Source organism: Aliidiomarina sp. (assembly GCF_022565475.1).
Taxonomy (GTDB): domain Bacteria; phylum Pseudomonadota; class Gammaproteobacteria; order Enterobacterales; family Alteromonadaceae; genus Aliidiomarina.
Genome location: NZ_JAIUMR010000001.1, coordinates 341,539 through 357,096, shown reverse-complemented (window position 1 = coordinate 357,096; position 15,558 = coordinate 341,539). Strand labels below are relative to the sequence as shown.

Sequence of the window (15,558 nt, the reverse complement as noted above, 5' to 3'; positions counted from 1 at the left end):
CTTCTCTACAACGAATCATCCGACCAGATCATACGTAACTGCCATGGTTTGACGCAAGAAATTAACTGTAAGTATTTGTTCAATTGTTGCTGCTCGTGTCAGTTCGCTTTACACTGAATTATTGCGACAACAAAAGTATAACCTATAACAATAACTTTACTGTGGCGCCATGCGATTAAAACACATCAAGCTAGCAGGCTTTAAGTCATTCGTTGACCCTACCAAGGTTGCCTTCCCTGAGCAAATGACCTGTATTGTGGGGCCTAATGGCTGTGGAAAATCGAACGTTATCGATGCAGTACGTTGGGTTCTCGGTGAAAGTTCAGCGAAAAACCTACGTGGTGATGCGATGACCGACGTTATTTTTAACGGTTCGCAGTCGCGTAAACCAGTCTCACAAGCAAGTGTTGAGCTTGTGTTTGACAATAGTTCAGGGCGAATTCAAGGCGAATTTGCTGCGTTTAATGAAATCTCTGTTAAGCGTGTGGTCACTCGTGACGCGCAGTCGACCTATCTACTAAACGGCGCAAAATGTCGTCGCCGCGATATCACCGATCTCTTTTTAGGGACTGGGTTAGGCCCTCGAAGTTACGCAATTATTGAACAAGGAATGATTTCCCGGCTTATTGAGTCGCGGCCGCAAGAGTTGCGGGTGTTTATCGAAGAAGCAGCCGGAATTTCAAAATACAAAGAGCGCAGGAAAGAAACCGAAAGCCGGATGAGTCGCACTCGCGATAATCTCGACCGGCTAACCGATGTGCGTGAAGAGTTAGGCCAACAATTAGCTAAATTACAACGGCAGGCTGCGGCTGCCCAGCGTTATAAAACCCTGAAGGCAGAAGAGCGTGAGCTCAAGGCGCAGTTGCAGGCTATTCGCTGGATGCATTATCAAGAGCAATGCGATCACCTAGAACATCAAGTAAATAGTGAGGAAGCCGAACTGCAACGTTGGGTCGCAGAGCAACGCGGAAGTGAGCGCGGTCAAACCGAGCTGCGTGAGCAAGAATCGGATTGGAAACAGAAAGTCGATGATATCCAACAGCAATTCTACCGTTTAAATACGGAAACAACCCGGCTTGAACAGCAGATTCAGCATGGCCGAAACCTGAATCAACAGCGTCAGCAACAAATTGAGCAACAGCGTCGGCAACTCATGCAACTTGCCGAGAGCTTAACTGCTGATCAACACGAATACGAACAACTCAGTGCTGAACAAGAAGAACTCGGTGAGCGCTTACAACTTGCCGCTGAGCAGCGACAAATGGCGGAACTAGGTGCTGAAGAAGCTGAAAGCGAATTGCAAGCATGGCAGGAGCAGTGGCAATCTTGGCAACAGCGGCATGGTGATGCGAGCCGTGAAAAGGCATTGCAAGTGGCAGAAGTGCAGTCTGCTCGACAGTTAATGCAACAGTTCCAACAACGCCTAGAAAACATCGCAACCGAGATTGCAGAGCTACCAACGGTTGATGAGCATGCACAACAAGCTTTGTTGCAGCAGATGGCAAAAACAGAAGACGAGTTGCAAGTTAAACTTGAGCAGCTTGAACAATGCCAACAGGACAAAAGCGCGGCGCAAGAACAGCTGGAATCGTGTCAGTCGGCTTATGCCACCGAACAAGATAAGCAGCAAAAACTACGTGGGAAAATCAGTTCCCTGCAGACGTTATTGAGCAGCCGAGAGGAACCGGGGCAGGTGTATGCAGAGCATCTTGGTCTTCTGCGCGAACTGCTGACGGTTCCCGACATGTATCAGCAAGCGGCTGAACAAATTTTGGCCCCTTGGTTATCGTTACCTGTTTTTGACGCATATGTATCCTTTGAGGGTTTTGGCTTGCAGTTGGAAGCTACAAGTTCTCATCACAGCGCAAGTTTGGCTCAGTTCCAGACCGAGCAATTACAGCATTTACCTCTTTTGACCCACTTTGCTGTCGCTGAAAGCTTAGCTCAGGCACAAGGTTTGTTAGCGAGTAACGCGGGGCTCTTTGCTGTACTCATGCCTGCCGGGCAGGTGTGCGGCCGGTCATGGTACCTGCACGCGGAGGATGAAGCAGGCCCATTGCGCTGGCAGCAGGAACTTATCGAAAGCGAGGAGCAATTACACAGCCTAGAGGAAAGCTGCCAACAATTGACTCTGCAACAAACAAGCTTGAAAGAACAGATTGAGCGATTCGAAAGCCAGCGCGAACAGTTACGCAACGAATATAGTGAAAGTGCTTTGCTGCTTGCTCAGTTGCAGGAACGGGAACGCGCACAGGTCAGTCAACAAGAGGACTTGTTACGTCGACGTCAGCGCTTAGAACAAGAACAAAATGAGCTAGACATTAGCCTGCAAGGTCAAGAAGAACGTATTGAACAAGCCGAACTTCAGCTATTCGAATTGGAACAGATTGAGCGCGAGCGTGAGCCTGAACGGGAACGGCTCATTGGCGAAGGAGAGCGCCTTAAACAGGTGGTTGCGGCGAATAAATCGACCTTGCAGCGTGAACAAAATGAGTATCATCAGGTGCAATTGCAGCACTCACAGGTGAAGTCTCGTGCCGAACATCTGCAGCAATCCATGTTGCGTGCTGAAGCGCAGCAAGCAACGCTGCACGAACATATTGCTGAGCTCGAAGCTGCGCTACAGACTGATGATGAGCTTCAGTTTGTCGCCGAGGAGCTGGCGATGAAACTTGTCGAGCGTGAAGAAGTCGAAGCAGAGTTACATGCAGCGCGCGAACAATTGGCGACCGTTAGCGAAGAAATTCGAATTCTGAACCAAGGACAAAGTGCTGTTGTTGAACGGATTGCCCGTCAACAAGAGCGTGTGCAGGCGGGCAAACTTGAGTTGGCTGCTGCACGGGAACGCGGACACGCGTTACTCGATAGCCTTAAGGAAATGAATGTTGCGTTAAAGACGGTTCTCGAGACGATGCCCGAGGAAACTAATGAAAAAGAGTGGCAACAACGTTTAGAAACGACCAGTCGCAAGATCCAGCAGCTCGGAGCGATCAATTTAGCGGCACTGGAAGAGGTCGAAGTGCAGGCAGAGCGCAAGGCCTATTTGGATGCTCAGCACGAAGATTTGAGTGCATCGTTAACCACCTTAGAAGACGCAATTAAGAAGATTGATCGAGAAACACGGCAGCGTTTTAAGGTGACGTTTGATCAGGTTAACCAAGATTTACAACGTTTGTTTCCGAAAGTTTTTGGGGGTGGTCAGGCGTATTTAGATTTAACCGAAGATGATTTACTTGAGACGGGCGTGACCATTATGGCGCGGCCTCCGGGGAAGAAAAACTCGACCATTCACCTGCTTTCCGGCGGCGAGAAAGCATTGACCGCGTTGGCACTTGTGTTCGCAATCTTTCGGTTAAATCCAGCACCTTTTTGTCTTTTAGATGAAGTCGATGCCCCGCTGGATGATGTGAATGTCGGTCGTTTCTGCCGCTTGGTTCAGGAAATGTCAGAAACAGTGCAGTTTATTTATATTAGCCATAACAAGATTGCGATGGAAATGGCGTTACACCTCGCTGGGGTGACCATGCAAGAACCTGGCGTGTCTCGTTTAGTTGCTGTCGATGTAGAAGAAGCATTGGCGCTTGCTGAGGCGTGAGTTAAGGGATGCTTTCCGTCGTCAATTTATGCGATACTCGAACGCTATAAAATAACAACAGCCTTATGGGCTTATCATGCAAAGCATAAAATAGGTAAAGGCAACAATGGACAATTTACGGGTCGTTCTTATTCTCGCTGGCGTTGCAATCATAATTGGGCTTGTCGTTCATGGTTTATGGACCTTGCAAAAGAATAATCGCAACGGCAAAGCAAGCCGTGAGTCACTGCAGCGCAAGCGTCAAAGTTATGATGCTGAGCAGGTAGACCTATTAGAGTCTTCGGAGCATGATCAGAACAACCCTGTTCGAGACTTTGATGAGCTTGGCGTTGGTCGGGTTAAAACACGTAAACGCGGCGAGCGACAAATGGCAGAGCAGGTCGACGTTGATGTTGAAAACTCAGAGATTCATGCCGAGGAAACGCAGAAGGTGGAAACGACCTCGGCTGCTGCGACTGATGCTGATGACATCACCCTGAAAGCGTCGGCGGAAAAGTCGCAACCCGAGGAGATTCCATCGATGCGCGCCCAGCGTGATGATTCTGCAGTTGAACAATTAGCCATTGGCTTGCCGGAAACTGATGACAGTGACGAAATTCCAGAGCCACCTAAAGAAGAAGTGATTACTTTGTTTGTATCGGGTGATATCAAAGGACAAGTGTTGCTGGAAACTGTCACTGAATTGGGCATGAAATTTGGTGATTTGGATATTTTCCATCGTTATGAACAGCCGTCAGGTCGAGGGCCATTACTGTTTCGTATGGCGAATATGTACAATCCAGGAACGTTCGATCTCGATAACTTAGAGAATTTCACCGCCCGCGGTGTGGTTCTGTTCATGACCCTGCCAATTAAGTATGACGGTCATAAAGCTTTTACCATGATGTATAATGCTGCAAACAAAATTGCTGAGGCGATGCCTCGTGCTGCGGTGTTAGATGCGAACCGCAATCCGATGACAAAGCAGTCAGTGCAACATACCTATCAACGTATCCGCGAATTCGAGCGCCGTCAGCGACTGGCTGAATTGCGTCAGTCATAATGGCACAGGGCCTCTCATTTGCTGAGGCCTTTCTTTATCATTGAGTAAGTGAACGAGATTTTTTGATGACAACCAAGCCGACTGAGAGTAATGCCGAACAACGTGTCAACGAGCTCTGTAGCTTGTTAGAGCAATACAATTTTGAGTACTACGTCGACGATAACCCTTCGGTACCGGATGCTGAATATGATCGGCTGTTTCGTGAGCTGCAGCAGCTCGAAGCAGAATTTCCTCAGCTACGCAGCTCATCATCACCAACACAACGGGTTGGTGCACCGCCATCAGGTGCTTTTGCTGAAGTCACCCATGAAGTTCCAATGTTGTCACTTGACAATGCTTTTGACGAAGAAGAAATGTCGAACTTCATTCGTCGGGTCGGCGATCGAGTGAACAGCGCCGAGCCATTAGCGTGGTGCGCTGAGCCTAAGTTAGACGGCTTAGCAGTCAGTTTACTCTATGAACAAGGGCGCTTGATTCGTGCTGCCACGCGCGGCGATGGGTATGCGGGCGAAGACATTACCAGTAATGTTAAAACGATTCGGGCAATCCCATTACAGCTGCGCGGGGACTTTCCTGATCGCGTTGAAGTGCGCGGTGAAGTGTATATGACGCGGGCGGGTTTCGAGCAATTGAATGCGGCAGCGTTAGCACGTGGCGACAAGTTATTTGCCAATCCTAGAAATGCTGCGGCAGGAAGTCTGCGCCAACTTGATTCACGAATTACTGCCACGCGTCCCTTAGCATTTTATGCTTATGCGATGGGTACGGTAGAGCCACAACGGCAACTCGATGATGATAGCCATTACCAGCGATTGCAGCAGTTGAAAGCTTGGGGTTTGCCAGTCTCGCCAGAAACGAAACGCTTAACCACCAGTCAGGCATGTTTCGTCTATTACGCGGATGTTCTTGCTCGTCGCGATGCGTTGCCCTATGAAATTGATGGTGTTGTATTCAAACTCGACCGAATTGACCAACAAGAAGCGCTTGGATTTGTTTCGCGCGCGCCACGTTGGGCGATTGCGTATAAGTTTCCGGCTCAAGAGAAAATCACGACATTACTCGATGTCGATTTTCAAGTTGGGCGCACCGGTGCAATTACTCCCGTTGCTCGTTTACAACCGGTCGAAGTGGCCGGTGTCATTGTTTCCAATGCCACTTTGCATAACGCCGATGAAATTGAGCGTTTAGGGGTAAAAATAGGTGACCAAGTGATTGTTCGCCGTGCCGGTGACGTGATTCCACAAATTATTGGCGTCATGACCGAACAGCGTCCGGAATCCGCCAAAGCCGTCGTTTTCCCAGAGTCCTGTCCAGTTTGCGATTCTGCGATTGAGCGTGTTGAAGGTGAAGCCGTTGCGCGCTGCACTGCCGGTTTGTTCTGTGCCGCTCAACGGAAAGAGGCGATTAAGCATTTCGCTTCACGCAAAGCACTGGATATCGATGGGCTTGGCGACAAATTGGTGGAAATACTGGTTGAGCGTGACTGGATTAAAGATCCTGCTGATTTATTTACCTTAACGGTTAGGGATTTAGCCTCATTACCACGCATGGGGGAGAAATCCGCTGAAAATTTGGTCAATGCGCTGGACAAGAGCCGACAAACCACATTACCTCGATTTCTCTATAGCCTCGGTATTCGTGAAGTCGGCGAAGCAACCGCGCAGAACTTAGCTAATCACTTTGGTGATCTTGAGAGCATCATGCAAGCTGACGAAGCTGCACTTATGGAAGTCGCCGATGTTGGCCATGTGGTTGCGTCTCATGTTTACCATTTTTTCCGTGAAGCGCATAATCGCAAAGTGATCGAACGCTTAACCCATGGGGACCGTGCCGTGTCGTGGCCAGCGATCACGGCAAAACCTGCAGCTGAGCTACCCTTGGCCGGTATGACCTATGTTCTGACGGGCACATTAACCCAGATGACCCGCGACGAAGCCAAGCAACGCCTGATCGCTCTGGGTGCTAAAGTGAGTGGTAGTGTCTCGGCAAAAACCTCAGCGGTTTTTGCTGGTGAAGCTGCTGGCTCGAAATTAACCAAGGCAGAAAGTCTCGGCGTTGCTGTGCATAACGAAGACGAGCTGTTGGCTACTTTGGCTAAATTTGAATAAACAAAAGGGCGCATTGAGCGCCCTTTGTGCGTTTAAAAGTCGCGTTATAGCGACACTTTGGTGACGTCCACGTGTAAGGTTAAGCGTTGACCGGGCTGTAAAAACCGGTCACGTGAGATTGAATTCCATTGCTCAATATCTGCCACGGTCACGCGAAAACGACTGGCGATTCGCGCCAACGAATCACCACTACGGACATTGTACTGTATGGTTCTCATGACGGGCGTTGTGCCGGCAGTTTGAGTACTGCTTGCGCTACTGGTGTTGTTCTGCCAGATCACTAAGGTTTGTCCAATGCGCAGCGTGTCTCGCGGTGCCATATTATTCCAACGTGCGATATTCGCCACGGAAACGCGGTATTTTCGTGCAATATCCCAGAGCGTATCGCCGCGCCGGACCGAGTGCTCAAGCCGCTGTTGTCCTTGACTACGGTTCTGCGTGGTTGCTAAGCGCTGCTCAGCAGACAGCGTATATTGTTCCAGCTCTTGGCTCGCGACCGGAATCAAAAGATGATCACCTTGGCGAATCATGGTGCCGCTTAGATTATTAAACTGCTGAATCGAACGCACGGTGGTGTTGTATCGTTGCGCAATCGTACTCAAACTTTCACCTGGGCGAACTTGATGGCGCTGCCAGCTCAGCCAATCGTTCGGGTTTGAATCTGCCATGGCCAGTTTAAACTGTTGTGCTCGTTCAATAGGCAGTAATAATTTGTGCGGGCCGTTTGGCGCGGTAGCCCAACGATTATAGCCTGAGTTGAAACGATGCAAATCCTCCAGACTCATGCCTGCCATCGACGCGGCAAGTGCCAAATCGATTTGATGACCGACGTCGACAATTTCGGTTACAGGTTGATTAGGAATGTGAGTCCAGCTGACGTTCCAATGCTCGCTATCACGCAACAACTCGGCAAGGGCAAGAATTTTTGGGACATAGTTGCGGGTCTCACGTGGCAATTGCAAATTCCAAAAATCGGTTGGCTTGCCTTCACGCTCGTTGCGTCGAATCGCGCCGAGTACGCGGCCTTGTCCGCCGTTATAGGCGGCCATAGCTAATAGCCAGTCGCCGTCAAAAGTTTTTGCCAGCCGATCAAAGTAATCAAGTGCTGTGTGCGTTGCGGCCATCACATCGCGACGACCATCGTACCACCAGTCAATTTCCAGCCCATAATGACGCGCAGTACTCGGGATGAACTGCCAAATACCGCTGGCGCGGCCATGAGAATAGGCGAACGTGTCGTAGGCACTTTCAACCACAGGTACTAAGACGAGCTCGAGCGGGAGATTTCGTTTTTCGATTTCTTGCACGATTAAATGTAAGAACGGCGCCGCACGTTGTGCGACTCGGTCAATGTAGGATGGATGGCGTAAATACCAATCACGGTGCGTATCGATAAGAGCATGCTCTGGAATCTCAATCGACATCTGCATACGGATTCGATCCCAAAGGTCAGCTTGCATCTGCGCTGGCAATTGTCGGTCGATTTGTGGTGCGTGCCTACTGCCAGGATGAATCAGTGCATATTGCTGAATGCCCGCTTCACGCTCCATCTGTGGTGCTGGAACGACTTCGTTGTGCCGGGAATCTGCACTCGAGTCGTTTGTCAGTTGGCAACCGCTAAGGGCAAGAACCGTTGCACTGGTAATTATAATTCTTTTCATGTCATGCAGTCTCGTTTGGAACTGGGTGAAATTTAGCCGTATTTGCGTCATCAAAGCAATGTTTAATTTAATAGTTGTCTTTCCAAGCTCGAATCACCGCAAATACTTCAGCGGCCGAGTTTAAGCGCTGACCCGCGCGCTTTTCCGCTGCTGCCGTTACCGACGGTAAATGACAACGCAGAAACGGATTGGTTGCGAACTCGACAGCCAATTCGGATGGAATAGTCGGCAGATTCTGTTGCCGAAGCGCCGCGACTTGTGCTTGGCGCTCTTGAATGGCTAAATTATCAGGCTCAACCGCCGCTGCAAACGCTAAGTTAGCGGCTGTGTATTCGTGCGCACAATAGACCTGACAATCTGCAGGTTGTGCGGTTAACTTCTGTAATGATTGATAGAATTGCTCGGCTTCACCTTCAAACATTCGGCCGCAACCGGCAGCAAAGAGGGTATCACCGACAAACATATATTGTGCGTTGATATAAGCAATATGATCTAAGGTGTGCCCTGGGCATTCAATCACGTTTAATTGCAAGGCACCACCGAGCAGCGTGAGTTCATCACCGCCTTTTACAGGGTGGGTAATCGCCGGTATTTTATCACTTACTGGGCCGTAAACAGGGCAAGCGTATTTTGCCACCAGCTCGTCAATGCCATTGGTGTGGTCCCAGTGATGATGCGTAATCAGAATAGCGTTAAGCTGGCATTCATTTTTCTGCAGCCAAGCAAGCACGGGTTCAGCGTCACCGGGATCAACCACGATACACCCGTTTGTTTGACCATCCGTCTGCTTGCTCGGTCGAATTGTCCAGATATAATTGTCTCGAAATGCAGAGACTGCCTCTATACGCATCATTCCTCTCAACCTGTTATGCTAGAACGACAGTATAAAGGGATCCGCTATGTGGTTTAAACCGGCAATTCGTGATTATTCACAACCTTTACCTCGGCGCTGGCAAGATATTCCGCAGGGGGACTGGCTGCGACAGGCGCTAGAATCTGCGTTAGCGCCGCATTGGGAAACGGTTTTTGGGCATTATTTAGTTAAACTAGGCGGACTTTCTGCCGGTTTAGATACGCCTTGTCGCATTCGTGAGCAGTACATCGTCTCACCGCAACGTGCGTTGGCGAATGACGAGACGTTTATCCGAGCTGATTTGCATGCATTGCCATTTCAAAAGGACAGTGTTGACGCCGTATTTTTACCGTTTGTTTTGCAATATCACGAGAACCCTCACGCTCTGCTGCGCGAAGTAAATCGGGTGTTGAGAGCGGACGGGCACGTTGTCATTGCCATGACAAATCCGTTGAGTCCTGCCCAGTTTGCGCGAATCCTACCGAAATATCGTCAACAAGCATTGTGGGATAGTCGTTTGTTTACACCGCAACGGGTGAAAGATTGGCTGTCTTTACTGCATTATGAAGTCATTGCTTGCGATTATTTTGGTGCCGGCGTCATGTGCCGAGCGGATGGAAATCCTGAAAAAGGTTGGCGCCAAATCATGCAAACATGCACTTGGTTGCAGGCTGGCTATTATCTCGTGGCACGCAAACGCGAATGGCCGTTAACGCCGGTGCGCCTGCGTCAAAGCCATAAAAGACCGGTGCGGGCAGGCGCGGTGGCGGTTGGACGTGGCATGACAAAATCTAGTTGATCTCCGGTTGATAACCTTGGTCTTCGAGCCGATCGTCAGCATTGGCTGCTTCGCGAGCAAGTTCATCACAGCGTTCATTCTCGGGGTGACCTGCATGACCCTTCACCCAGTGCCAACGAACCTCATGACGCGCTTGTGCGGCATCAAGGCGTTGCCATAAATCGACGTTTTTAACGGCTTTTTTCTGACTGGTGCGAAAATTATTGCGTTTCCAACCGGCAAGCCATTTGGTAATGCCTTGGCGGACATATTCACTGTCGGTCCACAGATCAACCGAACATGGGCGCTTTAACGACTCTAAGGCAACCGCAGCAGCTAACAGCTCCATCCGATTATTCGTGGTGAGTTGATAACCCTGCGCGAGCTCTTTGTGATGTTTCCCAGCCTGCAGCACAATGCCATAACCGCCGGGGCCAGGATTACCTAAACAGGATCCGTCTGTGTAAATTGTCACCAATGTTTTTTTTGTCATGAATAAGAATTCGCTGCGGTGGCATCTAAACTTTGTTTTTCGAGGATGAAAGGCTAAGATGCTAGCTAATGGTTAATGCATAAGAGTATAAGTTTTCGTACCGAAGGGCAAAACAACAATGACGCAAGTTCAATCTGCCACCCTTGATCCGTTCGCAGAGCATTTTATCCCGGATAAACGACAAATTATTTTAGACACTGAAACTACAGGTATTAATCCTGCGGAAGGACATAGGGTGATTGAAATCGGCTGTGTGGAAATGGTTGGTCGGAAACTTACGGGGAACCATTTCCATGTTTATTTGAATCCACAACGTTTCGTCGAAGAAGACGCGATTAAAGTCCATGGTATTACCAACGAATTTTTAGCGGACAAGCCGGTTTTTGCGCAAGTGGTCGACGACTTTCTCGAGTTCATTCGCGACTCTGAACTCGTGATTCATAATGCGCCCTTTGACGTTGGCTTTTTGAATCATGAACTCAGCCTGCTCGGCAGTCACAAAGGTAAATTAGAGGACGTTTGTGACGTTTTTGATACCTTAGCCTTTGCTCGCGAACAATTTCCGGGTCAACGCAATAGCCTTGATGCATTGTGCAAGCGTTTCGATGTGGAGAATGGTCACCGTACCTTGCACGGCGCCTTACTCGATGCGGAAATTCTCGCTGACGTTTATTTGTTGATGACCGGAGGGCAGCGCAAATTATTCCAAGCTGCACAGCAACAACATCAGCAAACCGATGGATCGCAAATTCAGCGACTCAATAGTGCCGGTAAATCATTGCGCGTGATTTCTGCGAGTGCCGCTGAGCAACAAACTCATCAGCAATATTTACAAGGTATTTTAGCGGATGCTCCGGAGAAACATTGGTAGTTGACGGTTTTTGCAACATTTTTTGTGTGAATAGCGATCAATTGCCTTAAACATGAGCAAACGAGCCAAAAAGTGTAAAAAAAGGGGTTGACTCGAAACATTCTCCCTCGTATTATCCTCGCCGCGTTGAGGGGAACAGTTTCAGGAACACTTCAAACTGTTTTAACAACGTTACTTGACGGATGGAGCGGTAGTTCAGTTGGTTAGAATACCGGCCTGTCACGCCGGGGGTCGCGGGTTCGAGTCCCGTCCGCTCCGCCACTTTCTCTCATCGAAGAGTAGGCAAGACAAAATCTATTCCGCATTTGAACTACCTCGCGGTTTAGATTTCTGCAGCACTGAGCGGCTGCAATCAAATACGGAGCGGTAGTTCAGTTGGTTAGAATACCGGCCTGTCACGCCGGGGGTCGCGGGTTCGAGTCCCGTCCGCTCCGCCATTTTGGTTCTTCTCTTATCCTGATCCACATTTAATTTGCACTGCAAACGCGGTGATTTTGCCTTTTCTGATTTTCATTGGTTGCGCACCTCTTGCGGGTGACAGCTGCGCCGCTTTCAGGCACAATGCTAGGTCTTTTCAAGTATAAAATAATAACGATGAAATAGGTCCGTATGAGCTCACCAGCGTTTGTACATTTGCGCATCCATAGCGATTTTTCCATGGTCGATGGATTAGCGAAAGTGAAGCCAATTTGCCAACGTGTGGCTGATTTGAACATGCCAGCGATGGCGCTGACGGATGAAATGAACCTTTGTGGTTTAGTGCGTTACTATCAAACTGCCCGTGGCCTTGGCATTAAGCCTCTCATCGGTTGCGACTTCAATGTATTAAGCGCGGATTGGCCGGATGAGCCATTTCGATTAACTGCTTTGGCCATGAATGAAACGGGCTATAAAAACCTCACAGAACTGATTTCTGCTGCGTATCTGCAGGGCCATCGTTGTGGCAAGCCATGTATAGACCAAGCGTGGTTGCAACAATGGGGCGAGGGACTGCTGTTGTTGTCTGGCAGCCGCGACGGTGATATTGGCCGCGGGTTACTGCGTAGTCAACGAAAAGCAGTGCAGCAAAGCGTCGCTTTTTATCAAGCCCATTTTCCTGACCGCTTTTACTTGGAATTAAGTCGCACTGGGCGTCCGGATGAAGAACGGTATGTTCATGCCGCAGTGGCTTTAGCTGAAGAGGCTGACTTGCCCGTCGTTGCTACCAACGAAGTGGTATTCTTGCGTGAAGACGACTTTGAGGCGCACGAAATCCGCGTGGCGATTCATGACAGTTTTACCTTGTCCGATCCACGTCGACCACAACGCTATAGCAAGCAACAGTACTTGCGCAGTGAAGAAGAAATGCAGGAGCTCTTTGCTGACATTCCCGAAGCACTCGCAAATACGGTTGAAATTGCACGTCGCTGCAATGTGACGGTGCGACTGAATGAGTATTTTTTACCGAACTTTCCGACCGGTGGTTTGACGGAAGGTGACTTTCTCATCAAGAAATCAAAAGAAGGCTTAGAAGAACGCTTAGCTTTCTTATTTCCGGACCCGACGGTTCGTGCTGAGAAACGCGTCGAGTATGACGAGCGCTTAGATATCGAACTCGAAGTCATCAACAACATGGGTTTCCCCGGCTACTTCTTAATCGTCATGGAATTTATTCAGTGGAGTAAAGACAATGGCATTCCGGTAGGACCGGGGCGAGGATCGGGTGCTGGCTCTTTAGTAGCTTATGCACTAAAGATTACTGATCTTGATCCGCTGGAGTTCGACCTCCTTTTCGAGCGATTCTTGAATCCGGAACGGGTTTCCATGCCTGACTTTGACGTCGACTTTTGTATGGATCGTCGTGACGAAGTCATCGATCACGTTGCCGAGTTGTATGGTCGTGAGGCCGTGTCACAGATTATTACCTTTGGTACCATGGCGGCGAAGGCCGTCGTCCGTGATGTTGGGCGGGTGTTGGGGCAGCCTTATGGGTTCGTCGACCGAATCTCTAAGTTGATCCCGCCAACGCCGGGAATGACACTTGCCCAAGCCTTTGAAGAAGAACCACGACTGCCCGAACTCTATAATAGTGACGATGAAGTGCGCGAGGTCATTGATATGGCCCGTCGTCTCGAAGGTGTGACCCGAAATGCTGGTAAACACGCGGGTGGCGTGGTTATTGCACCAACAAAAATAACTGATTTCACGCCATTATATTGTGATTCGGAAGGGAAATTCCCCGTCACTCAGTTTGATAAGAATGATGTTGAAACAGCCGGACTGGTAAAGTTCGATTTTCTTGGTCTGCGCACATTAACGATTATTCAGTGGGCGCTCGACATGGTGAATGCGCGCCGGGCCGAGACGCAACAAAAGCCAATTTTTATTGAGTCCATTCCGCTCAACGACCCACGCTGTTTTGAAGTGTTAAAACGGGCTGAGACAACGGCGGTGTTTCAGCTTGAATCGCGTGGCATGAAAGAGCTGATTAAGCGCCTTTTACCGGACAGTTTTGAAGACATTATCGCGTTAGTCGCACTGTTCCGCCCAGGTCCGTTGCAGTCAGGCATGGTCGATAACTTTATCGACCGAAAGCATGGGCGCGAGGAAATTTCCTATCCGGATTCCACGTATCAGCATGATTCGCTAAAGCCGATTCTGGAGCCGACCTACGGGGTTATCTTGTACCAAGAGCAAGTCATGCAGATCGCTCAGGTATTGGCAGGTTATACTCTAGGCGGTGCAGATTTGCTGCGGCGAGCCATGGGTAAGAAAAAGCCTGAGGAGATGGAAAAGCAGCGCGCTGTGTTCGAACAAGGTGCTGCGGACAATGGTATCGACCCCACGTTAGCAATTAAAATCTTCGACTTGGTGGAAAAGTTTGCTGGCTACGGCTTTAATAAATCGCATTCAGCCGCCTATGCACTGGTGTCATATCAAACACTTTGGATGAAGGTGCATTATCCTGCTGAGTTTATGGCTGCGGTTATGTCAGCCGATATGGACAACACGGATAAGATTGTCACCCTCGTTGATGAATGCGAGCGGATGGGGCTGAAAATACTGCCGCCTGATGTAAATCGTGGATATTACAAGTTTTCTGTCGATGATGCGCAGCAAATCATTTACGGTATTGGTGCTATCAAAGGTGTCGGTGAAGGTCCTATTGAGTCAATTATTCAGGCTCGAGAGAGCGGTGGCGCATTCACTGACTTATTTGATTTTTGCAGCCGTGTTGATTTGAAAAAGTTGAATCGGCGAGTGATTGAACGCTTGATTCGGGCTGGCGCGATGGACAACCTTGGTCCGCACCGTGCGGCGTTAATGGCGACGCTTGATAAGGCAATGCGGCAAGCAGAACAACATGCGCAAGCTGAAGCTGTTGGCCAGTCGGATTTATTTGGTGTGTTGGCTGCTGAACCCGAAAACATTGAGCATGAATTCGAAATGGTGTCGCCATGGCCAGAAGCGGTTTGGCTTGAAGGTGAACGTGAAACGTTGGGGCTCTATTTAACGGGGCACCCAGTCAACCGCTACCGCAAAGAGTTAATGCATTATACCCATAGCCGGTTAGCTGAGGTCGATAAAACCCGCAAGGGTGAACAGATTGCCGTCGCTGGTTTGGTCCTTGATGCCCGCTCGATGATGAATAAGAAAGGTCAGCGTTGGGGCTTAATGACACTCGATGATAAGAGTGCTCGACTCGAAGTTCGGCTGTTTAATCGTGAGTTTGAACAGTATGAAGCCTTGCTCGAAAAAGACCAAATTCTCTGGGTGAAAGGAGAGGTACGATTTGATTCTTTCAGCGGTGGCAATACAATGACCGCTAGTGAAGTGATGACATTAGAACAAGCACGAGCACAATATGTGCGTGCTTTGGCTTTAACACTAGAGCTTAACGACAGCAAGGATGCACCTACAGCAGCGGATTCGGCGGCCGATGAAGGCCCTGAAAAAAGGCTAAATGAAAAGCAAGTTGCTGATTTGATTTCAGTTTTACGCGGAGCTTCGCGTGGAACATGTCCTGTGCATCTTTATTGTCGAATGCCAGGCGCGGAGGCACGAGTCGATGTTGGCAGCGATTGGTTTATTGAACCGAATGACGATGTCATCTATGAATTAAATTTACGGCTGGGCGCAGAAAACGTTCGGTTGTGCTTTGAATAAGTATTGGAAAC

Annotated in this window: 9 protein-coding genes and 2 tRNA genes; 8 read left to right on the top strand and 3 right to left on the bottom strand. The window is 49.2% G+C overall.

Annotation, left to right across the window (positions count from 1 at the left end; all coding sequences use genetic code 11):
- Window positions 1–169: 169 nt before the first annotated feature.
- From LAT77_RS01535 to ligA, 3 genes are all read left to right on the top strand, one after another.
- Entirely contained in the window at window positions 170–3,595 is a 3,426-nt protein-coding gene (locus LAT77_RS01535; RefSeq protein WP_290562770.1) for an AAA family ATPase, read from the top strand.
- A gap of 106 nt (window positions 3,596–3,701) precedes the next feature.
- Window positions 3,702–4,637, top strand: a complete 936-nt coding sequence (gene zipA, locus LAT77_RS01530; protein ID WP_290562769.1) for a cell division protein ZipA — start codon at window positions 3,702–3,704, stop codon at window positions 4,635–4,637.
- Between the two features lie 65 nt (window positions 4,638–4,702).
- Complete coding sequence (gene ligA, locus LAT77_RS01525) at window positions 4,703–6,745, top strand: NAD-dependent DNA ligase LigA (protein WP_290562768.1); 2,043 nt, start codon at window positions 4,703–4,705, stop codon at window positions 6,743–6,745.
- A 44-nt stretch (window positions 6,746–6,789) separates the two neighbouring features.
- Here ligA and LAT77_RS01520 read toward each other — a convergent pair whose 3' ends face one another.
- Together LAT77_RS01520 and gloB are read right to left on the bottom strand one after the other, a co-directional pair.
- Window positions 6,790–8,406 carry a LysM peptidoglycan-binding domain-containing protein gene (locus tag LAT77_RS01520; RefSeq protein ID WP_290562767.1) on the bottom strand — a complete coding sequence of 539 codons (1,617 nt, stop codon included), beginning with the start codon at window positions 8,404–8,406 and terminating at the stop codon, window positions 6,790–6,792.
- A 67-nt stretch (window positions 8,407–8,473) separates the two neighbouring features.
- Window positions 8,474–9,259 carry a hydroxyacylglutathione hydrolase gene (gene gloB, locus LAT77_RS01515; protein WP_290562766.1) on the bottom strand — a complete coding sequence of 262 codons (786 nt, stop codon included), beginning with the start codon at window positions 9,257–9,259 and terminating at the stop codon, window positions 8,474–8,476.
- Between the two features lie 46 nt (window positions 9,260–9,305).
- Here gloB and LAT77_RS01510 point away from each other — a divergent pair, with 46 nt between their 5' ends.
- Window positions 9,306–10,058, top strand: coding sequence for a class I SAM-dependent methyltransferase (locus LAT77_RS01510; RefSeq protein ID WP_290562765.1), 753 nt, complete (start codon window positions 9,306–9,308; stop codon window positions 10,056–10,058).
- Here the strand turns inward: LAT77_RS01510 and rnhA are convergent.
- The gene (gene rnhA / locus LAT77_RS01505) at window positions 10,051–10,530 is read right to left on the bottom strand and encodes a ribonuclease HI (protein ID WP_290562764.1); all 480 of its coding nucleotides are present in this window, start codon (window positions 10,528–10,530) and stop codon (window positions 10,051–10,053) included. The genes LAT77_RS01510 and rnhA overlap by 8 nt on opposite strands.
- 118 nt (window positions 10,531–10,648) lie before the next feature.
- On the opposite strand from rnhA, the gene dnaQ reads away from it, so the two are divergent.
- From dnaQ to dnaE, 4 genes are all read left to right on the top strand, one after another.
- Entirely contained in the window at window positions 10,649–11,401 is a 753-nt protein-coding gene (dnaQ, locus tag LAT77_RS01500; protein WP_290562763.1) for a DNA polymerase III subunit epsilon, read from the top strand.
- Window positions 11,402–11,585: 184 nt separating this feature from the next.
- Window positions 11,586–11,662, top strand: a tRNA-Asp gene (locus tag LAT77_RS01495).
- Window positions 11,663–11,761: 99 nt separating this feature from the next.
- Window positions 11,762–11,838: transfer RNA gene (locus tag LAT77_RS01490), tRNA-Asp, on the top strand.
- 172 nt (window positions 11,839–12,010) lie between these two features.
- Window positions 12,011–15,547 (top strand): DNA polymerase III subunit alpha, encoded by a 3,537-nt coding sequence (gene dnaE / locus LAT77_RS01485; protein WP_290562762.1) that lies wholly within the window; start codon window positions 12,011–12,013, stop codon window positions 15,545–15,547.
- Window positions 15,548–15,558 lie beyond the last annotated feature (11 nt).